This window comes from Gilvibacter sp., assembly GCF_965601605.1.
Classification (GTDB): Bacteria; Bacteroidota; Bacteroidia; order Flavobacteriales; family Flavobacteriaceae; genus Gilvibacter.
The window spans coordinates 20,858-45,191 of the sequence record NZ_CBFCWJ010000037.1; the positions used below are offsets into that span (position 1 = coordinate 20,858).

At 43.0% G+C, this 24,334-nt stretch carries 22 protein-coding genes and 1 tRNA gene; 7 read left to right on the forward strand and 16 right to left on the reverse strand.

The window, feature by feature from the left end:
- Positions 1-436 precede the first annotated feature (436 nt).
- Positions 437-510, reverse strand: a tRNA-Met gene (locus tag ACSLP7_RS10200).
- A 146-nt stretch (positions 511-656) separates the two neighbouring features.
- Here ACSLP7_RS10200 and ACSLP7_RS10205 point away from each other — a divergent pair.
- Together ACSLP7_RS10205 and ACSLP7_RS10210 are read left to right on the forward strand one after the other, a co-directional pair.
- The gene (locus ACSLP7_RS10205; protein ID WP_435579210.1) at positions 657-1,043 is read left to right on the forward strand and encodes an START-like domain-containing protein; all 387 of its coding nucleotides are present in this window, start codon (positions 657-659) and stop codon (positions 1,041-1,043) included.
- 52 nt (positions 1,044-1,095) lie between these two features.
- Entirely contained in the window at positions 1,096-1,938 is an 843-nt protein-coding gene (locus ACSLP7_RS10210; RefSeq protein ID WP_435579211.1) for an aminotransferase class IV, read from the forward strand.
- On the opposite strand, the gene ACSLP7_RS10215 is transcribed toward ACSLP7_RS10210, so the two are convergent.
- The 5 genes from ACSLP7_RS10215 to ACSLP7_RS10235 form a co-directional block, all read right to left on the reverse strand.
- Complete coding sequence (locus ACSLP7_RS10215; RefSeq protein WP_435579212.1) at positions 1,935-2,495, reverse strand: YqgE/AlgH family protein; 561 nt, start codon at positions 2,493-2,495, stop codon at positions 1,935-1,937. The genes ACSLP7_RS10210 and ACSLP7_RS10215 overlap by 4 nt on opposite strands.
- 81 nt (positions 2,496-2,576) lie before the next feature.
- Positions 2,577-2,849, reverse strand: coding sequence for an HU family DNA-binding protein (locus ACSLP7_RS10220; RefSeq protein ID WP_087525164.1), 273 nt, complete (start codon positions 2,847-2,849; stop codon positions 2,577-2,579).
- A 187-nt stretch (positions 2,850-3,036) separates the two neighbouring features.
- Positions 3,037-3,975 (reverse strand): methionyl-tRNA formyltransferase, encoded by a 939-nt coding sequence (gene fmt, locus ACSLP7_RS10225; RefSeq protein ID WP_435579213.1) that lies wholly within the window; start codon positions 3,973-3,975, stop codon positions 3,037-3,039.
- A gap of 3 nt (positions 3,976-3,978) precedes the next feature.
- On the reverse strand, positions 3,979-5,865 hold the full coding sequence (locus tag ACSLP7_RS10230) for a RecQ family ATP-dependent DNA helicase (RefSeq protein WP_435579214.1): 1,887 nt from the start codon (positions 5,863-5,865) through the stop codon (positions 3,979-3,981).
- Positions 5,862-6,431, reverse strand: a complete 570-nt coding sequence (locus ACSLP7_RS10235) for an AAA family ATPase (protein ID WP_435579215.1) — start codon at positions 6,429-6,431, stop codon at positions 5,862-5,864. The genes ACSLP7_RS10230 and ACSLP7_RS10235 overlap by 4 nt, the downstream gene beginning before the upstream one ends.
- Before the next feature lie 133 nt (positions 6,432-6,564).
- Here ACSLP7_RS10235 and ACSLP7_RS10240 point away from each other — a divergent pair, with 133 nt between their 5' ends.
- From ACSLP7_RS10240 to murA, 3 genes are read left to right on the forward strand one after another with little or no spacing between them, the layout of a single operon-like run.
- On the forward strand, positions 6,565-6,855 hold the full coding sequence (locus tag ACSLP7_RS10240; RefSeq protein WP_291184373.1) for a DUF493 family protein: 291 nt from the start codon (positions 6,565-6,567) through the stop codon (positions 6,853-6,855).
- A 52-nt stretch (positions 6,856-6,907) separates the two neighbouring features.
- Entirely contained in the window at positions 6,908-7,543 is a 636-nt protein-coding gene (locus tag ACSLP7_RS10245; protein ID WP_291184375.1) for a DUF4290 domain-containing protein, read from the forward strand.
- 15 nt (positions 7,544-7,558) lie between these two features.
- Positions 7,559-8,872 (forward strand): UDP-N-acetylglucosamine 1-carboxyvinyltransferase, encoded by a 1,314-nt coding sequence (gene murA / locus ACSLP7_RS10250; protein ID WP_435579216.1) that lies wholly within the window; start codon positions 7,559-7,561, stop codon positions 8,870-8,872.
- Here murA and ACSLP7_RS10255 read toward each other — a convergent pair.
- Positions 8,853-9,464 carry a tRNA (guanine-N1)-methyltransferase gene (locus ACSLP7_RS10255; RefSeq protein ID WP_435579217.1) on the reverse strand — a complete coding sequence of 204 codons (612 nt, stop codon included), beginning with the start codon at positions 9,462-9,464 and terminating at the stop codon, positions 8,853-8,855. The two genes, murA and ACSLP7_RS10255, sit on opposite strands and share 20 nt — an antisense overlap.
- Positions 9,465-9,566: 102 nt before the next feature.
- A complete protein-coding gene (locus ACSLP7_RS10260; RefSeq protein ID WP_291184383.1) occupies positions 9,567-9,803 on the reverse strand; it encodes a (4Fe-4S)-binding protein in 237 nt (78 codons plus the stop codon).
- Between the two features lie 205 nt (positions 9,804-10,008).
- On the opposite strand from ACSLP7_RS10260, the gene ACSLP7_RS10265 reads away from it, so the two are divergent.
- Complete coding sequence (locus ACSLP7_RS10265; protein ID WP_435579218.1) at positions 10,009-10,851, forward strand: DUF2911 domain-containing protein; 843 nt, start codon at positions 10,009-10,011, stop codon at positions 10,849-10,851.
- A gap of 50 nt (positions 10,852-10,901) precedes the next feature.
- Here ACSLP7_RS10265 and ACSLP7_RS10270 read toward each other — a convergent pair whose 3' ends face one another.
- From ACSLP7_RS10270 to ACSLP7_RS10295, 6 genes are all read right to left on the reverse strand, one after another.
- Positions 10,902-12,587 carry a sodium:solute symporter gene (locus ACSLP7_RS10270; protein WP_435579219.1) on the reverse strand — a complete coding sequence of 562 codons (1,686 nt, stop codon included), beginning with the start codon at positions 12,585-12,587 and terminating at the stop codon, positions 10,902-10,904.
- 100 nt (positions 12,588-12,687) lie between these two features.
- Entirely contained in the window at positions 12,688-15,192 is a 2,505-nt protein-coding gene (locus tag ACSLP7_RS10275; protein WP_435579220.1) for a PIG-L family deacetylase, read from the reverse strand.
- A gap of 78 nt (positions 15,193-15,270) precedes the next feature.
- On the reverse strand, positions 15,271-15,870 hold the full coding sequence (locus ACSLP7_RS10280; RefSeq protein WP_435579221.1) for a Maf family protein: 600 nt from the start codon (positions 15,868-15,870) through the stop codon (positions 15,271-15,273).
- Positions 15,870-16,784, reverse strand: a complete 915-nt coding sequence (locus tag ACSLP7_RS10285; RefSeq protein ID WP_435579222.1) for a geranylgeranylglycerol-phosphate geranylgeranyltransferase — start codon at positions 16,782-16,784, stop codon at positions 15,870-15,872. The genes ACSLP7_RS10280 and ACSLP7_RS10285 overlap by 1 nt, the downstream gene beginning before the upstream one ends.
- The gene (locus ACSLP7_RS10290) at positions 16,775-17,272 is read right to left on the reverse strand and encodes a KdsC family phosphatase (RefSeq protein WP_435579223.1); all 498 of its coding nucleotides are present in this window, start codon (positions 17,270-17,272) and stop codon (positions 16,775-16,777) included. Before ACSLP7_RS10290 ends, ACSLP7_RS10285 begins: the two co-directional genes overlap by 10 nt.
- A complete protein-coding gene (locus ACSLP7_RS10295) occupies positions 17,269-18,018 on the reverse strand; it encodes a Rossmann-like and DUF2520 domain-containing protein (protein ID WP_435579224.1) in 750 nt (249 codons plus the stop codon). The genes ACSLP7_RS10290 and ACSLP7_RS10295 overlap by 4 nt, the downstream gene beginning before the upstream one ends.
- A 149-nt stretch (positions 18,019-18,167) precedes the next feature.
- On the opposite strand from ACSLP7_RS10295, the gene ccsA reads away from it, so the two are divergent.
- Positions 18,168-21,335 (forward strand): cytochrome c biogenesis protein CcsA, encoded by a 3,168-nt coding sequence (gene ccsA / locus ACSLP7_RS10300; RefSeq protein ID WP_435579225.1) that lies wholly within the window; start codon positions 18,168-18,170, stop codon positions 21,333-21,335.
- Positions 21,336-21,378: 43 nt separating this feature from the next.
- On the opposite strand, the gene ACSLP7_RS10305 is transcribed toward ccsA, so the two are convergent.
- Positions 21,379-22,752, reverse strand: coding sequence for a 7TM diverse intracellular signaling domain-containing protein (locus tag ACSLP7_RS10305; protein WP_435579226.1), 1,374 nt, complete (start codon positions 22,750-22,752; stop codon positions 21,379-21,381).
- Positions 22,753-22,893: 141 nt separating this feature from the next.
- Positions 22,894-24,285 carry a class II fumarate hydratase gene (gene fumC / locus ACSLP7_RS10310; protein WP_435579227.1) on the reverse strand — a complete coding sequence of 464 codons (1,392 nt, stop codon included), beginning with the start codon at positions 24,283-24,285 and terminating at the stop codon, positions 22,894-22,896.
- Positions 24,286-24,334: the final 49 nt, after the last annotated feature.

Genomic DNA, 24,334 nt, shown 5'->3' on the forward strand with positions numbered 1-24,334 from the left:
GAAGTAGAATAAATTCACTTCACGACCGCGCTCTCCGCTGTATCTTTCCGCTAACGCGAAAAGGATGCCGCTGCGATCGCTGGCGCGGGGGAATTGTTGTAGACTTACCTCACTGGTGTTCGGTGAGTCTTAAACCCACCAATTCTTTGAATTGTTGAAGACTTAGCTCGCTATCGCTCGCTGAGTCTTAATATGGAAGCTGTAACAAGCATACAAACCCAAAAAGCCCGTTGGGTTGTTTTGTCTTAATCTTATAAAGAGACTTAGCTCCTTTTAGTCGCTGAGTCTTAATTGGGAAGCCTTAACAAGCATACAAACCCAAAAAGCCCGTTGGGCTTTTACTGTGTTTTTTCATGTCCATTCGCTTTGAAAGCAAGCTTTCAGCTTAGGACATAAAAAAAACCCAGATACCTTGCGGTATTTGGGTTTGCTTTTGTAGCGAGAGGGAGACTTGAACTCCCGACCTCCGGGTTATGAATCCGACGCTCTAACCAGCTGAGCTACCTCGCCGTTTTTAACAGCGAGCAAAGATAACAACAAATCTTCTCAAGCCAAATAAAGCGGTCAATTTTTGTTTTATTTTTTTAATTCAAGTTTTATTCTTTTCTACTTTCAAATTAATATATATATTGGAGCGTTCCAATCTTAAAAACGTAATGAGCGACAAAGTCAAATACGAAATGGAGTTTCCTATTCATGTGTCTCCATCCCTCTTGTTTCAATATATTTCTACACCTTCCGGACTCTCAGAGTGGTACGCAGATAATGTGAATTCCAGAGGAGAGCTTTTTACCTTTATTTGGGACGGTAGTGAAGAACAAGCTAAGCTCATTAGTAAAAAGAGTGGAGAGCGTGTCAAATTCCGTTGGATGGAGGATGAAGACACCGACTACTATTTTGAACTGCGTATTCAGGTTGATGAGATTACCAAAGACGTTTCTCTAATGATCACTGATTTTTCGGAAGACGATGAAATGGAAGAGGGTAAAATGCTTTGGGACAATATGATCTCAGAACTCAAACATATTTTGGGATCGGTTTAAATCTGGTCCTTATAAATGGTATCTTTACTCCTGTAAGAACGGGAGTTTTTTTATGCAGATCATTAACGGAACCCTCAGCTCAGAAACAAGCATTCACGCCAATGACAATCGCGGTTTAAACTACGGTGACGCCGTCTTTGAAACCCTACGTGTTCAACAGGGGAAGATCCTTTTTTGGGAAGACCACTATTTTAGACTCATGTCTGCCATGCGTATCATGCGCATGGAGATCCCCATGGAATTCACTCCGGAGGCTTTAAGTGAGCAAATTCAAGAGTTGGTTGAAGCGCATGAACTATCTTCTAAAACTGCTGTGGTAAAATTACTGGTCTACCGCAAAACCGGTGGATTGTATCTTCCAAAGCAATTAGAAGTAGATTATACCATTAGTTTGCGCGCGATAGATTCTCCTTTTTACACCTTAGAAGAATCTGCCTATGAGGTAGAGTTATATAAGGATCACTATTTGAGCCCTTCTTTACTTTCCACCCTAAAAACTAATAATAAGGCCTTGCAGGTATTGGGCAGCATTTATGCGGACGAGAACGATTACCAAAACTGTTTGGTGGTCAATACTGATAAGCAGATCGTTGAGGCTTTGAATGGGAACTTATTCTTGGTGAAAGGAGATCGTATCAAAACACCTCCCATTAGCAGCGGTTGTTTGAACGGAATCATGCGTAAGCAGATTTTAAAGTTATTACTCGAATTGCCTGACTATTTGATCGAGGAGGGGCCGGTATCTCCCTTTGAGCTCCAAAAGGCAGACGAGATGTTCATCACAAACGTAGTGCAGGGAATCCGTCCGGTGACTAAATACCGCAAAAAACAGTACACCAATACGGTGGCCAAAGACCTTATCGGAAAATTAAACGCACGTGTGCGCTTGTCTTAATTGTAGTGTGGGTTTTCTGGAGCGTTTGACCACAAGGCGTAGTCATCTCCAAACTCGATCATCTTTTCCTTCCAGAAATTCTGATAGCTCATCCCTATGACTTCGTTTTCATAAGGGTTTTTCATGACAATCCAGCTGTTGATCTGCAATTCTTCATCCAACTGCTCGCTGGCCCAGCCAGAATAACCTAAAAAGAATCGAATGTCTTCCTGAGAGATCTTACCCTCTTCCAGGAGCTTCATCACGGCTTCAAAATCGCCACCCCAATAGATTCCACTCGCAATCTCTACGCTGTCAGGAATCATTTCAGGTATTTTATGGATAAAATAAAGGTTGTCTTGCTCAACAGGCCCGCCTTTATAGACGGTAATGTCAGAATCGATCTCAGGGATGAGATCATTCAAAGTAAACTCCAGAGGTTTATTGAGGATAAAACCAACGGCGCCGGCATCATTCACCTCCGCTAGTAAAACCACCGAACGGTTAAAAGAAACATCGGTTAAAATAGAAGGCTCTGCGATAAGCAGTACGCCTTTGGTTGGTTTTAATGTTGGCATAAGTAAATCTAGAAATAAATCCCTAGAAAAGCAAAACCCCGCGATTTGCGGGGTTTTACCTTTATTTTATTGCGTTTGTGACTAGTTCACAGAGTTAGATAATTCTGAACCTGCTTTGAATTTTACCACGTTTTTAGCAGCAATTTTGATTGTTTTCCCAGTTTGTGGGTTACGTCCTTCACGTGCAGAACGCTTAGAAACAGACCAAGATCCAAATCCAACTAGAGATACTCTGTTTCCTTTCTTAAGAGCTCCTTCTACATTTCCACAAAAAGACTCTAGTGCTTTTTTAGCTGCTGCTTTAGTGATTCCAGCATCGGCCGCCATTGCGTCGATTAAATCTGATTTATTCATAATTTGAACTTTAAATTAAATTAGTGGTTAAACGTTATTATTTTATTGCCTTACAAATTTAATCGGATTATCGGTCCATGCAAGGAATGGCGCGGGAAATGAGCGTTTTTGTTAATAACTCGAACCCATTGTTAATAACGGCTACACTTAATCGATAAAATTCATACAGCCCACACCCTGTGGGGGTTTATTGGACATTGGAATCTGATGGGATGCTGAATCCATTCAAAAGGTCAGAAGCGGTCATTTTTCGTTTTCCAGACAATTTGAGTTCCAATAGATTGATCCAACCATTTTCAATGGCGACTCGGATACTCTTTTTGTCACAAAGAAGGCTTCCGATTTTTAGATCGTGCTTTGCAGCTTCAAAAGCCACCTTGTAGATTTTAGCAGAGACAACTTCCTCTTGGATGACAAATTCAGTCCAAGCTGCAGGAAACGGATTTAGGCCCCTTACCTTATTATATATATACTCACCTGAAAGACTCCAATCAATACGAGTATTCTCCGCATGCAGCTTTGGCGCAGGTTTAAAGGACCTATCTTTAGGCTGCGGTTGTGCTTTAACCTCGCCCGATTCAATAGCCGAAACGGTCTCCACTACTAAAGAAGCTCCTAATTGCATCATTCTATCGTGTACTTCTCCCGTAGTTTCATCGGCACCAATAGCCATAGACTTACTGGCAATAATGGCTCCAGTATCTATTTTTTCATCAATGAAGAATGTAGTAACGCCAGTTTCTGTTTCTCCATTAATTACGGCCCAGTGGATAGGGGCAGCTCCGCGATATTCTGGTAAAAGCGACCCGTGGAGGTTGAAAGTGCCAAAACGGGGCATACTCCAAACCACTTCTGGCAGCATTCTAAAAGCGACAACCACAAACAGATCGGCTTCAAGTTCCTTTAATACCTCAAGAAATTCTGGGCTTTTCAACTTTAGCGGTTGTAAAACGGGTATCTGGTGTTTTAGGCCGGCTTCTTTTACTGCAGATGCTTTGAGCTTTCTTCCACGTCCAGCAGGTCTGTCCGGCGCAGTAACTACACCAACAACCTCATGATCCGCTTCGATCAAAGCCTCCAATGAAGCTACCGCAAATTCTGGAGTACCCATAAATACTATTCTCATCGCTTAAATCTTGGTAAATGTTTGATCCATATTCATTTTAACGCGTCCATCATCTAAGAGCGTTTGCAATAGCTGCCCGATGTATGCTGGCGCAAAATTAAGCCTTTCTGCAAGTTCATCACGGCTCAGGCCACCATTTTCTAGTAGGGCCAAGATCTCTTGCTCTGTGGGTGGTTTTTGGGAGGATCGAGTTCTGGAATCACAGAGATCACAATTTAGACAAGGTTCTGATTCCTTTTGATCAAAATAAGAGGCGATCAATTGCTGTCTGCACCCAGAATCTTTATTAATGTAGTCTTTTAGAGCATTGAATTGCTCCACTTTTTGGCTGTGGTACTGTTCGATATGTTTTCCGAAAGGGTAGAGGGTTCGAGCATCTTCTCGCGGTGTTAAGAAGGTGATATTGGCGTCAGATTCTCTCAACTGAAGTGTAGCCACTCCTTGATTGGCCATAAATTCCAATTGCTCGATCAAAAATCTTTCAGAACGATTGACCTGTCTGGCCAAGGGTTTGAGGGCAATTCGCGCTGGAGCTTCCGCGATGCCTGGATAGCTCCGCAGTAAGAGTTGACCCAATACTCCAGATTGTGGATTTTTATCAAAGAAATCCAAGAGGGAGGCATTGGGTGCGGTGAATTGGAATTGGGTCTGTTTACTAAAAACGGGACTCAATCGGAGAATGCCTAAGCGATCCATCATTTGAAAACTCGCATAGGCCTTTCCATAGGGCAACTCATAGTCCGCGCAAAAGTTGGCGAAATCTATGGGGTAGGCTTCAAAAGCCCCTTCTCCATAGGCGATTCGCAAATGCTGTTGTAAACTTTTATATACGCGTGTAGTGAATTGTAAGTCGGGCAATTGGTTCACGTACATTTGTTCGGCCTGTCTGAGGTCATCAGCACCAATAAGTAGGGTAGCAATCGCAGCTTGTTTATCGCGTCCGGCTCGGCCTGCTTCTTGATAGTAGCTCTCTAGGCTATCAGGCAGCTGAAAGTGAATGACAAAACGCACATCGGCTTTGTCTATGCCCATTCCAAAAGCATTGGTAGCAACCATGACCAAGTCATCACTCTGTAACCAATAGGTCAGGCGCTTTTTACGCAACTCTGTATCAAGACCGCCGTGATAGGCCATGGCGGGTATTCCAGAGGCTTCTAAATGTTGTGCGAGCTGCTCCACACCCTTGCGGCTGCGCAAGTATACAATTCCAGAACCGTCTTGGCGCTGTAGCAATTGTACCAAAGCCTTTTGCTTGTCAGAGACCTTTTTGACCGCATACCTCAAATTAGGACGGGCTAAACTGCTTAAATGTACAAGAGGATCCCGCAGATTTAGCAATTGTTGGATGTCCTCAACTACGCGAGCGTTGGCGGTAGCTGTTAATGCAATAACGGAAGCTTCTGGCAACAGGGTTCGCAAGACATTTAATTTGGCGTAGGAGGGTCTGAAATCATGTCCCCATTGCGAGATGCAGTGTGCCTCATCAATGGCAATTAGCCTGAGTTGCATTTGTTTTATTCTGCTTTGCACCAAGTCTTGCTGTAAACGCTCTGGGGAGAGGTAAAGGAATTTATAATCCCCGTAAATACAGTTGTCCAGTATCCGATCCACCGCTTCGAATGAGAGCCCTCCGCTAAGTGCAACTGCTTTGATTCCGCGAGCTTTGAGTTGTTCTACTTGGTCTTGCATTAGCGCCACCAAAGGACTAATGATCAGAGTGATGCCTTGATGCATCAATCCAGGAATTTGATAACAAAGACTTTTCCCGCCACCGGTAGGCATCACTGATAAAACATCTCGGCCTGAAACACTGGCTTCAATGATCTTTTGCTGACCAGTTCTAAAACTGGCATAACCCCAATATTGTTCTAGCAGTTCTTGGGGATTCATTCGCGGTTTAATTCATTGATAATGAAGCCCACGCGCTCATCTACGCTCAAGCGTGGGACTTCAAGGAGGTCATAGCCAAAATATCGGTAGCGTAGATCGAGGCTCTCATGCAGATCTACCGCCTGCTCAAAAGTCTCAAAACGCCCGCCATCAGCATGAAAAATAGCTTCCCAAGGTGGCATTATAAATACTTGATCATACTTGTGATCCGTACAATAGGCTTCAAATTCAGCGCCGTATTCTTGATTGAAATAATCCATATAAGCCAGCACATCGGGAAGTCCACGATCATAAAATACAGGATACTTCTCCAGGGCAGCGCCAGCAAAGAACTGTTGCTGTCTTCCCAGGAGTAAGCGTCTGTTGAAACCGTCGGAATCCTTAGCAAAAACAATAGGGTTGGTTGCGATTTGTGGACTGTCTTGAGTTGCAGTTTCCTCTGCCGTGAACTCGCGTATTACCTCAGGAAACACCTGATAACCTTTCTGCATTAAAGCATCGATTACGGCCGTCTTTCCTGTGCCGGGTGCTCCGGTAATTACAATACGATGTTCTTTGTTTTCCATTTCGATAAAGATAAGGGGTTTTATTGCCCTTAGCCAAAGGCAAAAAGCGGGCCGATTTACAAGCAAAGTTGGCAATAATTTTTTCGTTGTGAAAGACGTATCTTTGTCCCACTTGAAATAGTGCATTAAATTCATGAATAATTCCCAAAAAACCGAAGAGTTTTACCAGCGATTAAAAGCGCAATTGGAAGAAAATTTCAGTTGGCCCTCTACCTATTTATACAAATTCATAGTCCCGTCGGATCCTGAAAAAATCACGGCTATCAAAGACATTTTTGCCAATTCTGGAGCTGATCTGCAAACCAAGGAATCCTCCAAAGGAACCTTTACAAGTGTATCGGTAAAAGTGCGAATGAAATCGCCGGATGCAGTTATTGAAAAATATTTAGAAGTTTCTAAGGTAGAAGGGGTGATTTCCCTATAATTTACTATTTTGCAAACTCTAGGACTTACCCTTACTTACTAAGCATTTTATTTTGATAGATCAGTTAGAATACAATACCGAGCGACCGCATTTGATCATTCCGGAATACGGCCGTCATATCCAGAAAATGGTAGATCATTGTCTGGCCATAGAAGACCGTGAAGCCCGTAATAAATGTGCTAAAAGCATCATCGCTGTGATGGGGAATTTAAACCCGCACTTACGCGATGTACCTGATTTTCAGCACAAATTGTGGGATCAGCTCTTTATCATCTCAGATTTTAAATTGGATGTGGATTCGCCTTATCCAAAACCTTCTATTGAGGAGCTTCGCGAAAGACCAGAACATTTAGGTTACCCGCAAAACCATCCAAAATACCGTTTCTACGGTAACAATATCAAGCGTATGATCGATGTTGCTATTGGGTGGGATGAAGGCGATATGAAGAATGCCTTGGTGATCAATATCGCCAATCACATGAAAAAGTCCTTTTTGAATTGGAACAAAGACACAGTAGAAGACGCTGTGATCTTTGAACATCTTTTTGAACTTTCAGAAGGGAAACTCAATTTGAAAGACTCTTCAGAAGACTTAAGCGATTCTAGCGATCTGCTCAAGACCAAAAAACGATTCCAACAAAAGAAGACCTCAGGCAAAAAAGGAGGCAGAAACAGAAAACGTCACTAACACCTACATTTTTTAATGGGTACATTTCAGATCGAAGGAGGCCATCGTCTCCAAGGTGAGATTCAACCACAAGGAGCAAAAAACGAAGCATTACAAATTCTTTGCGCAGTCTTACTGACTCCAGACGAAGTTATCATTGAGAACATTCCGAACATTCGGGACGTTAATAAACTTATTACCATTCTCGGTAATCTCGGTGTAAAAATTCAAAAGCTCGGAGAAGGTCGCTACGCTTTTAAGGCAGACGATGTAAATCTCAAGTATCTGGAATCAGAACTCTTTAAAGAGGAGGGAAGCTCCCTGCGTGGTTCCATTATGATCGTTGGGCCGTTATTAGCGCGTTTTGGGAAAGGATACATCCCAAGGCCTGGAGGCGATAAGATTGGTCGACGCAGACTCGATACCCACTTTGAAGGCTTTATTCGACTAGGCGCTAACTTCCGCTACAACAAAGAAGAACGTTTTTACGGTGTAGAAGCTCCTGACGGATTGGAAGGAACCTATATGCTTTTAGATCAAGCCTCGGTGACTGGGACTGCCAATATTGTAATGGCAGCGGTTTTGGCTAAAGGAACTACCACGATTTACAACGCGGCTTGTGAGCCTTATTTGCAACAGCTTTGTAAGATGCTTAATGCGATGGGGGCGAAGATCAGCGGTGTCGGTTCAAACTTATTGGTCATTGAAGGTGTAGAATCTTTAGGTGGATGTACACACCGCATTTTGCCAGATATGATCGAGATCGGATCTTGGATCGGTTTGGCTGCTATGACGCGTTCAGAGATCACCATTAAGAATGTGAGTTGGGAAAACTTAGGATTGATCCCGGATACCTTCCGCAAACTGGGGATCAAACTCGAAAAGAAAGGGGATGACATCTTTATCCCTGCACAAGAATCTTATGAGATCCAAGGCTATATCGACGGATCTATTTTAACAGTTGCTGATGCGCCATGGCCAGGATTTACTCCGGATTTATTAAGTATAGTATTAGTCGTGTGTACGCAGGCTAAAGGATCTGTACTCATCCATCAAAAGATGTTTGAATCTCGCCTGTTCTTTGTGGATAAGCTTATAGACATGGGAGCCAAGATCATTCTCTGTGATCCGCACAGAGCCACGGTTATTGGGCATGATTTCCAATCCAGTTTAAAAGCGACCACTATGGTCTCTCCAGATATACGCGCAGGAATTTCTCTGTTGATTGCTGCACTTTCTGCCAAAGGCACCAGTACCATCAACAATATTGAACAGATTGATCGTGGTTATGAAAGAATCGACGAGCGATTAAGAGCTATTGGCGCAAAGATTACGCGCCTGAACTCTTAGCCTGACTGCTAGATTGCTGTTTACGGCTTTTGTTGATCTCGTCTTGTAGTTTTCTGCGGATCTGTTGCTCGCGTTCTAAACTGCGTTGGCGGTGACTTTCATATTCGTCTTCAACTTCTTGAAGTTTGACCTTAGAAGCTTTGGTTACCGCATTGCTGTTTCTAAATCGGAATATAAATACCAACAACAAAAAGAGCAGGCCTCCAATGATACTCCACATAATGGTGTTGTAGGTACCCTTGCTGGTTTGGCTGCCTAAGAAGCTCATATTATCCACAGCTTGTTGGGTATTACCAAGTTCGGTCTGAAGGTTACTCAGTTCTTGTTGCAATTGAGCAACCTGAGTTTCAAGTTCTCCAACTGTGGTTTTTAATGCAGTGACTTCTGCCTTGTAAGAGGCTACCGTATCACTTACCGCCTTTTTAAGATTGTCGAGTTTGTAGCGCTTTACAACTTTGTAATCTTCGTAGCGGTTGGACTTGTCAATCACATCGACAAAGTGCTCGTCGAGTGTTTTTACAGACTGTTGCGCAAAAGCGGGGGTGCTGGCCAACAGTGCAATAAAAGCGAATATTTTCAATACAGGATTCATGTGTGCTAGTTTTCTAACGCGGTAAATGTACATCTTGAATGTAAAAAAGACACATTAGAAGGCTTAAATTTTCATTATTATCGACGAATAGGCGGTTTAGCCTTATGCCGATTGAGGTTGAGTTTCCTTAACGCTGCAGCTCAGCGCACCAGACGGGCAACGTCTAACTTGCTTGATGATTTTCTGCATGGGCGCGCCCTCAAGATCAATCCACGGAATTACTGACGTTCTAAAGACCGAGGAAAGCTCTCTGGCGCATCGCTCTGCGTTAATACATTTCTTGGGCTCAAAAGTGACCGTTAAGTCACTACTGGAGTACTTGTGCAATGGGGCATTCATAGGTTAAGATTTGCAGGGGTTAGTAATTATGGGGTGAATTACATCGATAAATATATCAAAATAATCGATTAAATACCAATGGTATAGAAAAATCCTACAAATAGGTAATGGCATTCAACCATATAAGGTTCAGCGATTTAAGGAAATCTTAACTAACTAAGCCTGTGGATTGAATTAACTTCGCATCTACACTAAATTCATTAACATGAGAAACTATTTCTTTCTTTTGGTATTTGCGCTTTCGGCTACCGCATGGGGCCAAGTAAATACCCCCGCACCGAGTCCATTTCAAAAAGTGGAGCAAAAAGTCGGATTAACTGATATTACTTTAGAGTACTCCCGTCCAAGCATGAAGGGACGTAAAGTATTTGGTGACCTTGTTCCTTACGGTCCAGTTTGGAGAACCGGGGCTAACGCCAACACCAAAATTACGTTCAGCTCTGCTGTTACTATTGGTGGGAAAACACTAGAGCCTGGCACTTATGCACTATACAGCAAGCCTGGTGAGAAAAGCTGGGAGATCATTTTCTACAGCGATGCCACCAACTGGGGGAATCCACGTCAATGGGACGAATCTAAAGTTGCAGCTTCTGTAACTTCTCAGGTTTGGTCTATGGACATGCCTGTAGAAACATTCACAATTACTTTTGATGATCTTTCTAATAACTCTGTGAACCTCGGAATCATTTGGGAGAACACTTATGTTCGCGCGACTATCGAAGTTCCAACAGATAAAGCGGTTATGGCGAGCATTGATCAAACTATGGCCGGCCCTAGCGGAAACGACTATTACGCTGCAGCTGTTTACTACCTACAAGAAGGTAAAGACATGAAGCAAGCACAACAGTGGATTGATAAAGCTATTTCTATGCGTAAGGATCCTGCGTTTTGGATGTACCGCCAAAAATCTTTGATCCACGCTAAAATGGGAGACAAGCAAGGAGCTATTGCAGCGGCTAAAACCTCTTTAGAATTGGCTGAGAAAGCTGGTAACAAAGATTATGTAGCTTTGAATCAGAAATCATTGAAAGAGTGGGGCGCTAAATAAGCTAAACCCTTTACAATATTAAAAAGGCGTCTGTTAAAGACGCCTTTTTTTTATTCTTTTTTGTCAAAGCTTTGGAAGAGTATCGCAATGATCATCACTAAGGCACATCCAATTAAATTGAGCCATAGATACGGAATGACATCCCAGAACCACAAGGCAATGATAATGGCTTGGGTCAGTATTGCTGCGGCAAATACGGCACGACTTTTTACGTATTTGATAAAGAAGGCCAGGAGAAAGATTCCCAAAACGTTTCCGTAGAAAATGGAACCAATGATATTGACCAATTGAATGAGATTCTCAAAGAGATTGGCCACACAGGCAATTAAAATCGCAAGCACACCCCACATGGCAGTAAACCACTTTGATTTATTGATGTAGAAAATCTCATCTCGTTCTTCTCGATGACTGCGTTTGTAGATATCAATGGTAGTTGTGGTTCCCAGAGCATTGAGCTCAGAGGCTGTTGAGGACATCGCTGCGGATAGGATCACCGCCAATAATAACCCAATGAGTCCCTTGGGTAGGTTGTTTAATATATAATGGATAAACACATAGTCTTTGTCATTGACTGTAGCGTTCGGGTTAACTTTCAAAATAAGCCTTTTGGCTTGCTCACGCAGCTCTTTATCCTTGCCTTGTAAACCTTTCATATGATTTAATAGCTCAGGATCATTCATGCTGCTGGAGTTAGTAGCCATAGCGTTTTGCACGGAGAACAACTCGGCTTCAATAAGGCCTCGCTCTGCTTCAAGAGACTCGTATTGATCTGCATAAGGGCTTGCCATAACTTCAGCAACGTTACTCGGATTAAAATGCAAGGGCGCACTGTTGTATTGGTAAAAGACAAAAACCATTACCCCAACAAGCAAAATAAAGAACTGCATAGGTACTTTAAGCAAACCATTGAACATTAATCCTAATTGACTTTGCTTTACGGATTGCCCGCTGAGATAGCGCTGTACTTGACTTTGATCTGTTCCAAAATAAGAGAGCATTAAAAAGGTACCTCCAATGATTCCGCTCCAAACCGTGTAGTTGTTTTCAAAATCAAAGGAGAAATCCAGAATATCCATTTTTCCACTGGCTCCAGCAATGTCCAATGCTTTGGTAAAGGTCACCTCTTCTGGCAAGCCATCTAAGATCAAATAGAACGCAATGAACATTCCAGCAAAGATCACTGCCATTTGCTGCTTCTGAGTCACGCTAACGGCCTTTGTACCGCCTGTTACGGTATATATGATCACCAATACTCCAATAATGATATTAAGCATATACAAGTCCCAACCCAATACGGCAGAGAGTATAATAGCCGGAGCAAAGATGGTGATCCCTGCAGAGAGCCCTCGTTGCACTAAAAACAAGAAGGCCGTAAGTACACGGGTTTGTCCATCAAAGCGCTGCTCTAAAAACTCATAGGCGGTATACACCTTAAGCTTGTGATATAGCGGAATAAAGACCATACAAATAATGATCATGGCTATAGGCAGTCCAAAATAGAACTGCACAAAGCCCATTCCGTCGTGAAAGGCTTGCCCTGGAGTAGAGAGGAAGGTTATAGCACTGGCCTGAGTGGCCATTACAGAAATACCTACCGTCCACCATTTGGCAGAATTCCCTCCGCGAAGGTAATCGGATACTTTGCTGTGTTTACGAGTCTTCCAAGCTCCGTAGATAACAATAAAGAGCAGGGTGGTGGCCAATACCAGCCAATCTTCTATTTGTAAGCGATTCATTGGCTGAATTGATTCATGAGGATGTAAAACAAGATCCCATAAGCCAGATTAGCTACTAGGATCAAGGTATACCATTTATTCCATTGTTTGGGCGCCTTCATTATTTCCCGATTGATAAAAGATTCGCGAACAATCTGTAGGCTCCTGGAACTCCTGCTGGGAGCTCTCTAAAGAAACTAAGCCCGGTATAGATATAGTGTCCTTTTCCATGCTTAGCGACCAATAAACTTCCTTGAGAAGGACTGCTTGCTTGTTCATCCTTCATTTCAAGAAGGGCTTCGTAATTGGAATCCCAACTGCTTGGAAAATACAGTCCACGTTCTTGTACCCAGCCTTCAAAATCTGCTGCAGTAATTTTATTAGGACTGTTTAGTGCCGGATGCTCTGGTTTGAGTAAAGTCACAGGTGCATATTCATCGGTAACCCGCTCCCGACTGAGTTGAATTGGGTAAGGAGCAAAATCGTCAGTGACCAACCTATGGCTCGTATTGTATTGTACGATTACATTTCCACCTTGCTCAACATAGCTGGCAACTACCTCTTTTTTGAATTCCAACTCGGCAACCGTGTTGTATGCGCGTATCCCAAAGACCAAGGCGTCATAGGATTTCAAGTTTTCTGCGGTGAGTTCTTGAGGTGTTAAAGTGGTCACCTCATAACCAATTTGTTTGAGACTTTCTGGAATGGCATCACCAGCGCCATTGACATAGGCAATGCGCTCCCCACGTTTGTCTATAGAAATACGGGCCACTTTTGCTTTAGAAGGAACCAAGACGTTGAGAAACGGAATATGTGGGTAATCGATCTGTATTAATTCTTTCGTGTAAACTTGATCGCCAACAGTTACTTCCGGGATAATATATCCTTCACTTTGATCAGAAGGAGGAGTAACTTCAATATTAATCCTGAGAGATTCTCCTTGATCCATCAATTTAAAATTGACACTGCTTGGAGATGCGCTCCATCCTTCAGGGACTTGAAGGCGTAATGTACCTTCAAGATTGTTTTCTCCGGCCGTAACCAAAACAGGAATAGTCTGGGATTGGGCGCTAGGAAATACAATAACTTTTTCCTCAATAGCTGTGGTGACCACAGGGACCACATCAAAGGGTTGGTAAACTTCTCCAGCAACAGGGTCGTTATACTTGTGGATCACATTTTTGGTAACCATCATATTAACCCCATTGATGCTAATGCTGAAATTAACGGGAAATCTTTTAGGCGCTTCAGGAAGGCCAATCAAGTCTTCCTGGTTCACTTTGTACATCCCTAAGCTGCCTTGTTCACTCAGCCAATATGGGGCTGTGTACTGACGGACAGGGTTGAAAGATCCATTCACACTTTCTGTGTTATAGCCTTCATTGGGTGCTAAAGTGACCGCGGCGAACATATCCGGAAACTTAAACTCAGTAGCAGAAACACTGTTTAATTTTACGTTTAAGTTTGATCTGTTTATCGCTTCAACAGAGACAATTGGGTTGCTTTGAAAAGTTACCATTTGCTGATTGGATCGAGCTTCTAAAAAGATACCACTGCAGTCTAAGATTATTTTTTGAAGTGCATCTAGCTTGATGGTTTTCCAATGGGAATCTGGTGATTTCTGGAGTAGTTGATAGGCCTCCAATAATTTTGGTACGTTGGCCGATGGATTTAAAAAGTTGAAGTTCTCGGTAACCTCTTTAACAATCGCTCCCACAGCTTCTCCTCCAGAGATTCGTGACCAAGAGGTATCAATACCGTCGAACAGATTCTCTTTATTTTCTGGAAAATCACCTTTGATAAATTCCAACCATTCTGTTTGATTGCCACGACTGCCGGTGCTGCCAAATCCTTGAGTTTTGTGCATACTTCTGCTTAAAGCAGCGATCTCTCCATTAGAAAGACCAGTAGCTGGGAAGTAATTACCAGTTTCTACGGCGAATAGATTGGTCTTATCCGCTTTTTCAAAATTCTCACGGCTTCCGTAAAACCACCAACTGGTGTTGAATAAAAGTCGTTTGGGTTGCCAAACACCATATTTTTCTGCTGACTCTGGGAATATTGTGGGATCTCCAGCCATATCAAAAGCTTCAACACTTAACATAGCGGATGCTGTGTGATGTCCATGAGTCGTCCCTGGAGTTCTGTGGTTAAATCTGTTGATTACGATATCCGGTTTGTAGCGACGTATATTCATTACAACATCTCTGAGAACATCATCCTTATCCCAAATTTGCAAGGTCTCATCAGGATGCTTTGAAAAACCAAAATCTACGGCTCGCGTAAAAAACTGACTCCCGCCATCAGCTGCACGAGCTCCGAGCAGTTCATAGGTGCGAATTACTCCGAGCAATTCTCGGATCTCTGGACCTAGTAAGTTCTGTCCACCACCGCCACGAGTAATTGCCAAATAGGCAGTTCGCGCTTTGACATCGTTGGCCAGATAGGAGATCATTCTCGTATTCTCATCATCGGGATGGGCCGCTACGTAGAGCGCTGTTCCAAAGAAGCTCAGTTTTCTGAGGTCTTCATAAATTTCTGAGGAGGTTGGTTTTTCTGGTTTTTGGCCCCAGCCGAATAGGGGAAGCCCAAGGGCGAGTAGCAATAAAAAGCCTTTTAAACGCATGGGTGGTAATTGGAATGGTTTGCTCAAATATAGCCAAATTCAACCCCCTGCTTCAGGCTGTTAATGCTTCTTTAACATTTAATCGGTTTTACCTTGTACGATTTCACTCAAGCCTTTATAAACTAAATGTGTGGGCAAGCCCATAACCGTAAAGAACGAGCCCTCTATTCGTGGAACAGCAACATAACCGAGCCATTCTTGAATTCCATAACTTCCGGCTTTATCATAAGGTTTGTGCTTGTCGATATAATAAGCGATCTGTTCTTGACTCAGCTCATTAAACCAGACCTTTACCTTATCATGCATAACCAATTGCTTTGAGGCAGTTGTGATACAAATAGAAGTTATCACTTCGTGATAGTTTCCAGACAAGGCGGTTAGCATGGCAATGGCTTCATCTCGGTCTGCCGCTTTTTCCAAGGGTTTATTTTGAAACCAGACAATGGTATCACTAGTGACCAAGATGTCTTTCTCTTTTAGATCGTCAAAAGGAGTCGCCTTCAATTGCGCCAAATAGTTGGTGATCTCTTCTTCTTTTAAGACGTCTGAGTAGACTTCGTTTACCGGTCTGATGTCTAAGACAAAATCAAACCCCATTCCTTTAAAGAAGTTCTGTCTACGTGGTGAGGCAGAAGACAGAATCAGTCTGTAATCCTTTAATTGATCTTCTAACAACATTATTTATAGGGGTATATCAGCAGTGAAATTAGTCCGAGGACCATGATGATCTTCAACAACATGGATAGGAAGCTGTAATCTTCTCGAGAACTAGCTGACCAGCTTTTTATACAGAATAAAAGGAGCGGTGCGCCTAGCGCGATGAAAAAATAAGCCAGCATCAGCTCAGAATACAAAAAATTCGAATAGCCGTAATAAAGTACCGCTGTTAGGGTAAAAACCCCTGAGGCAAACACCACCATATTGCTGCGTTCCCGTCCAAGGGCAATGGGTAAGGAGTTTACTCCAAAGTTTTTATCGCCATTAATATCAATAATGTCTTTGACAATTTCTCGAATAAAATTCAGCGCAAAGGCAAATACTGCGTAATGCAGAAGCAGTCTCATGACCTGTAATTGCAGGTCTTGATTTGCAGGGTGGGCCACAGGCGCCAGATCAAAGATCCCGACAATCAAAACCACAAAAGCAGTTAGAAGTCCAACCAGAAAGTTCCCTGCCAGCAGGACCTTTTTTAAAGAGGTAGCATAGAAATAAAGCAAAACCGATACTAACACAAACAGCGCAGCAAAGTTCGCTTTATCAATGGCATAGGCGATCCAAAAGCCAACTGCAACACCAAGAATGTTTAAAGCGACATAAAAGTTAAAGGCCCATTTTTCAGAAATCTTGGACCCTATCAAAACCCGATCTGGTCTATTGATCTTGTCAATACCACGATCTTCAATATCATTGATAACGTAACCTCCAGCTGCGATCAAGATGGTAGCCAGAATTAAAAGAATAAAATTGATTGTACTTAGTGCTTCGCTCACACCAAAACTTGGAAAAAACGCCCATTTGATAACTGCTTGGGTAGCAATGATGATCAAGAGGTTCTTCCAGCGGATGAGTTGTAGAATGCTGCCTACACCCATTTTGAATGTACTTTTAAGACCTGCTCGATCAAATCTCTAGCGCAGCCTTCTCCGCCGCGTTTATGTGAAATATATTCTGAAGCAGCCTTTACTTCTGGGACCGCATCCTGTGGGCAGGTAGCCAAACCTACTGCTCTAAGGACGGGAATATCGGGGATATCATCACCCATATAGGCGATTTCTTCTGGACTAACCTGATGTTCCTGACAATATGCCTCTAAAAATTGTGCTTTTTGATGCGCTCCCAGGTATACCTGTTTGATTCCTAATCCTTCTAAGCGGCTACGAACGCCTTCATTGGTGCCTCCAGAAATGATCGCAACATTAAAGCCCATATCTACCGCATATTTTAGGGCAAATCCGTCTTTGATGTTCATGCTTCTAAGCAATTCACCACTGCTGGTGACTAAGACCTTCCCGTCAGTAAGAACACCGTCCACGTCAAAAATGAAGGTAGTTATCTGTGCTAGTTTCGTTTTATAACTCATGTATTCTGGGAGTTTTGAATGGCTTGGGTTAATAGTGTATATATTTTTCGATTGGCTTCTGATTGAATCTCTAAATGTGCGTCCATGATGCCTTGATCTCCGCGTTTTGCAGGACCAGTTTGAACATCGGATGGGCGGTTGTCCATGACCTTTTTTGCAGTTTCTAAAATAAGTGGATGTAAGAGATCAAAAGGTAAGTCACGTCCGTCGAGAATTTCATAAGCACTTTGATACAACTGATTCACAAAATTGTTCACATAAACGGCCGCTAAATGCAGATGTTTTCTGTCTTCGCTATTCATGCGGATCACGCGTTGAGTCAACAAGCTGCAAAAGTCCTCGAGAAGCTCATAGTCTTTTTCTGTTTCCGCCTCTAAGCAAAAGGGGATAGTGCTAAAATCTACTGCTCTGGATTTACTGAATGTTTGTAGCGGGTAGCAAACCGCGCGTCTATTTCCGGCAATTGCGTTTAAAGTTTGAGCTCCAGAGGTATGGGCCAAAAGGCCGTGTTTTTGCTCCAATTTCTGGGAGACTTTGGCAATGGAATCGTCACTTACCGCTATTATGGTGAGATCTGCAGCAGGCAAGGCCAGAGGGTCTGTTGTAGTTAGAACAGCATCATATGATGCCAAGGTTTCTGGGTTTCTACCTAGAACACCGACCAATTGAATCTCATCTAAGGGAAGTATGGATTCATACAAATGATGGGCGAGGTTTCCGCTGCCTACAAGAGCCAGTTTAATCATAAAAACGAAGGTAATGAAATTTTGTCGGCAGAGAGGAGTTTAAACAAAATAGGCTTTGTCAATTTTTCAATAAAAAGTTCTTAGGAATTCCCCAGTTTTCAGCTTAATATTTTGACGCTTGTTTTGTAAATTTGCATCAAAATTGCGGAATGCAAAATAAGCTGCTCTCTATCCTCTTTTCAACGCGATTAACCGCGGTACTCTTTATCGTTTTTGCCGCAGCCATGGCAGTAGGTACGTTCTTAGACGCCTCACAGACCACATCGCCCACACCTTTTACTAATCATTACATCTATAAAGCCTGGTGGTTTGAAGCTATTATGGCCTTGTTCATGATCAATTTTATCGGGAACATCAAGCGCTACAGACTCAACAAACGTGAGAACTGGGCAACGCTTTTGTTGCACCTTTCCTTCATTCTGATCTTATTTGGTGCCTTTGTGACACGCTACATTGGTTACGAGGGCGTGATGCGAATTCGCGAAGGAGAGACAGAGAATACCATGCTCAGCGCAGAGGTGTTTTTAAAGGTTTTTATTGATGGAGATTCCATTGTTGATGGCATGAAGCAGCGCCGTAACCTCGAACCGCGTCAGGTTAATTTCTCAGAAAGACTTGCAGACAAATACAGAGGAGATGAGATCCTCAGTACGGATTATAACGGGCAAGAAGTCAGTTTTAAGTTTTTAGATTATATCTCTGGAGCTAAGGAAGATCTTATTCCTGGTGATCAAGGAGCACAATACTTAAAATTAGTGGAGGCCAATGACGGTAACCGCCACGAACACTGGTTACAGGACGGAACAGTAACCCAAGTTCACTCCTTGGCATTTGCCTTTAACCAACCCACCAACGGGGCCATCAACATCTTTTACAGTGAAGAAAAGGGTTTTGAGATCTCTACACCTTTGGAAGGAACCTATCTGCGTATGGCAGATCAACAGCAAGGCGCGGTGGTTGCAGATAGCGTACAACAATTACAACTCAGATCACTTTACCAGATTGCTGGAAATCAGTTTGTATTCCCAGAGGGCTTGACCCAAGGAAAATACGGAATCGTCAAAGCGCCAAAAGAGGAGCAGAGCCAAGTAGATGCGCTGTTTCTAGAAGTTACTTCAGGTGGCGAGACCAAACCATTAACGCTTATTGGTGGAAAAGGGAATGTACCAGATGTAGAACTCACTCAAGTTGGTGGTTTAGAGATTTACTCCAGCTATGGTGCTAAAGAATTGGAATTACCCTTTAGTTTGACCCTCAATGATTTTATTGCCGATAAATATCCGGGAACAGAATCTGCTTACAGCGCCTTTAAAAGTAAACTTACTGTGAATCCAGAATCAGGAGATTCTTTCGATTACGACATTTATATGAACCACGTTTTGGATCAAGGCGGTTATCGCTTCTTCCAAGCCTCCTTTGATGCTGATGAGAAAGGAACCATTTTGAGTGTTAATCACGACTTTTGGGGAACTTGGATCACTTATATCGGTTATTTCCTTTTGTATCTAGGATTGATGATGATCCTTTTTGATCGCAGAACCCGATTCGGGAAACTCAAGCAAATGCTAGAAAAGGTCAAGACAAAAAAGGCGGCTTTGATGATCGCTGCATTGATCGGTACGGCAGGCTTTGCACAGGATTCTCATAACACAGGCTTGTCTACAGAAGTTATAGAAGCTCAGATCGTGGATATGGCTGTAGATAAAGAGCATGCAGGGAAGTTCGGACGTTTGATCATTCAGGACAATGGACGTATGAAACCTATCAATACTTTTTCGTCGGAATTACTCAGAAAGATCAGCCGTAGTGATACTTACGCTGGGTTAACGGCAGATCAGGTTTTCTTGTCCATGAGTCAACATCCGCAGCTGTGGATCGATGTACCTATCATTTATTTGCCGAGAGGAAACGACAGTATTCGTAAGATCATCGGAGTTCCTAAAGACGTCAAGGCCATTTCGCTTCTAGACATTGTAGACGAGCAGGGGAACAATAAGTTAGACCCGTATTTGACGGAGGCTACTCGAAAGAACAATCCCAATAAGTTTGAAAAGGATTTCATCAAGGTATACGAACACGTTTATCTTTTAAACCAAGCCCTTACAGGAAGCATTCTCAGGATCTTCCCAGTTCCAGGTGACCTCAATAATACGTGGGAATCCACTTTGGCGATTCGCACGCGCATGCAGACCAAAGACGATTCCATCAAAGGGCAACTCTTGCCAGTTTACTTGCAAACCCTTCGTGACGCTCGCTCTGATGGGAACTATGAGAATGCTGACAAGCTCTTGGAAGCCATCACGCTTTACCAAAAGAATAATGGGAGTGAGGTATATCCATCAGATCAGAAGATCAATGCAGAGATCACCTATAATCGTGCGGACATATTTAATCGTCTCTACAAGTATTTTGCTATGATCGGTTTGGTGATGTTCTTGATGATCATCTGGCAGATCTTTAACGACAAGAAATTCCTAAAAGGCGCGATCAACGTATGCCGCGTTATTATCTGGGCCTTTTTTGTATTAATGACTCTAGGTTTGGCTGCTCGCTGGTACATCAGTGGTCACGCGCCTTGGAGTGATGCCTATGAGTCCGTGATCTACGTGGCTTGGGCAACGGTTTTCTTCGGATTGGCTTTTGGTAGAAAATCTGTACTTACCGTAGCTTCTACAGCATTTGTAGCGTCCATAATCTTGTGGGTAGCCCATGAGAACTGGTTAGACCCTTCCATTGCCAATTTGCAGCCGGTTCTGGATTCTTATTGGTTGATGATACACGTGGCGGTGATCGTAGCGAGTTATGGACCCTTTACCCTTGGAATGATACTAGGGATAGCAGCCTTATTGTTGATGGTACTTACCACCAAGAAGAACAAAGAGCGCATGAAGCTCAATATTGAAGAGATCACCATCATTACTGAATTGGCCTTGACGGTTGGTTTGGTGATGTTGACCATTGGTAACTTTCTCGGCGGACAATGGGCCAACGAGAGTTGGGGACGTTATTGGGGATGGGACCCTAAAGAGACCTGGGCGCTTATCAGTATTATGATATACGCTTTTGTGATTCACATGCGATTGGTTCCGGGACTTCGTGGACGTTGGACCTTCAACTTTGCCGCTGTGATCGCTTATGCGTCTATTATGATGACCTATTTTGGTGTAAATTTTTACTTAACAGGATTACACTCTTACGCCAGCGGAGACAAACCGATTACTCCAGGATTTGTTTACTACACCTTAGGCTTTATCGCGATCCTAAGCACCGCTGCTTGGATCCAATACAAGAAACACTATAAAAAAGTAAAGGCCTGACGCTTTAAAACGCACAGGCCTTATACTTAGCTAAGTTAGCCGTCTAGTTATAGATATAGTCTGGTTGCTGATCCAACATGCGATAATCGTCTTGGATCTGTTCAGCAATTTCAAGTTTGCGATACAATGCGAGAGTCAGGCGCTCGACTTCGCGTTCGCTAAGGTTAAGTATTCTTGCGATCTTGTGATTCTCTTTTCCTTCTGATACATATTGTAACAGGCGGGTTTCTGTAGCATCAAGATCGTAGTGATCAATAAGGTTCTCCAGGTAGGCTTCTTCTTCTGAATCCACCAAGGCAATACCGCGTGAAAGCGATTCAATACGCTTTAAGTAAATACGCATCTCTGTGCTCATGAGTTCTTTCTCTTCTTTGATCGAACGCATTCTGTACATAATGGCGTAGCTCAAAACCAACATTTCAAAGACACTACCGATCTTAAGATGAACCGCCTGAATGTTCAGGAAGTTCAGGCCTAGAGATTTCAATAGGTAGAAATCAGTCGCCATTAGGAAAAGGAGGCTGTAGGAAACCACAAAGATTCGGGCATATAATCCTGCGTTCCACAAGCGAATTCCAGTAGCTAAATAGGTAAGTGCCACTGCAAAGAGCATGATTTGGCCTACCGTGGCATAGCTGTATTCGCCAAAGCCCCAATACAATCCAAAGGAGAGTCCAGCAAAACTAATTAAGGTCAATGTAAACCATTTAAGTCTTGGGAAATGCTGAGAACTGCGTAAAAACTGGCAAGCAAAAGCCGCTCCCATGAGTCCAACGCTCAATTGAAGGATAGGCTCTAAATATAAGTTGATAAAGTTTCCGGTGATTCCAAATAGGTTAAACAGGCCGTCAGTAAAGGCATAAGCCAAGCCAACAGTTACTAGGAATCCGGCGTACTTTAAGAATACCTTTTCATCAAAAAGGACAAAACACATCAAGTTGATCAAAACTACCATGATTGCAAAACCGTAATACAATCCTAATTGAAATAAGGTCTTTTGGGTTTCTGCGTCGTAGATAGCTTCAGACGTAAGTTCCATAGGAACCTGTGCTTCCTGATGCAATTTCACCTTTAAGAATAGGGGATAGTTGGTAGCTTCACTTAATTTATAGGTTGTGAAGCGCGTAAAGCCTTCTTGACCAATGTTCAATCCGCGGCTGTTGTAAAGCGTTGCATCATAAACATGCGGACTTGGAAGGGTCAATACCTGATTGTGGGTGTTAGATCCGAAGATCTTAAACCAATACGTTCCATTGTTCAATCCAAAGTTCTCTAAGCCGTAAGGGGAATAGTCGGCAACGGAGGCAGACTTAAAGTCTAGCTTCTCTGGAGAATCCTGCATATAGCGCACCTGCTGTTGACCAAGGGCATTGAAGGTCAGGCAAAGCAGGAGGCCTAAAATAAAGCTCCTGTACATAAGTATATCAATCAATTTGGGACTCGAAAGATATAAAAATCCTTCTTTGACCGATAAAATAATGCACTTAATCGATAAAAAATGTCAAAAAAAGCAAGAAGAGGCGTATTTTCCTACAAATGGAATTAACAATCCTACATGTTAGTGTCCAACCATGTCTTCTGGACGTACCCAAGCGTCAAATTCATCTGCCGTTAGGTAGCCCAATCGGACAGCTTCTTCTTTTAAAGTAGTTCCGTTGGCGTGAGCAGCTCCTGCAATCTCGGCAGCTTTGTAGTATCCAATCTTAGTATTAAGCGCAGTTACAAGCATTAAGGAGTTATTGAGCATCTTATCAATTACTTGACGGTTGGGTTCAATGCCTCGCGCGCAGTTTAAGTCAAAAGAAACACAAGCATCACCAATCAACTGAGCAGACTCCAAGATGTTAGCCGCCATAACGGGTTTGAATACGTTAAGCTCATAATGTCCTTGCATCCCGCCAACAGCAATGGCTACATCATTACCCATTACTTGTGCACAAACCATGGTCAAGGCCTCACATTGGGTAGGATTCACTTTTCCAGGCATGATAGAGGATCCCGGCTCATTAGCTGGAATGGTGATCTCTCCAATACCTGAACGCGGTCCACTGGCCAACAATCGGATATCATTAGCGATCTTATTTAGAGACACCGCCAGCTGTTTTAAAGCTCCGTGGGTCTCCACTATAGCATCATGAGCTGCCAGCGCCTCGAATTTATTCTGAGCGCTCACCAAAGGAAGCTGTGTGAATTCGGCGATATACTCGGCCACGCGTTTTGCATAACCTTTTGGTGTATTGATCCCTGTACCTACGGCAGTTCCTCCCAAAGCAAGTTCACTCAAATGATCTAGAGTGTTCTTCAAGGCTGCAATTCCATGGTCTAGTTGAGAGACATAACCGCTAAACTCCTGTCCAAGGGTAAGCGGAGTAGCATCCATTAAGTGGGTTCTACCAATTTTAACTACGTCTTTAAAGGCTTCGGATTTATCACGTAATGTATCGCGCAATTGCTCCACACCGGGAATTGTAGTTTCCACCACCTTTTTATAGGCAGCAATGTGCATTCCAGTAGGGAAGGTGTCGTTAGAGGATTGAGATTTATTTACATCATCATTGGGTTGCAAGGTTTTCTCACCTTCACCAATGGTTTTTCCTGCCAATTGATGCGCACGGTTGGCGATCACTTCATTGACATTCATATTACTTTGGGTACCGCTACCGGTCTGCCAAATAACCAGCGGAAACTGATCATCGTGCTTTCCTTCTAGAATTTCGTCGCAGACAGCACCGATCAAATCGCGCTTTTCTACAGCTAAGACACCCAACTCACAGTTGGTGTAGGCAGCAGCCTTCTTTAAATAAGCAAAACCGTAAACGATCTCCAAAGGCATGGAAGCAGGTCTTCCTATTTTAAAGTTGTTTCTAGAACGCTCTGTTTGTGCGCCCCAAAGCTTGTCTGCTGGTACTTTAACTTCTCCTAAAGTGTCTTTCTCTTTGCGGTAATCCATGGTTGTAATTTTATCCTTGCAAAGGTAAATATTGAGCCGCAAATCTGCA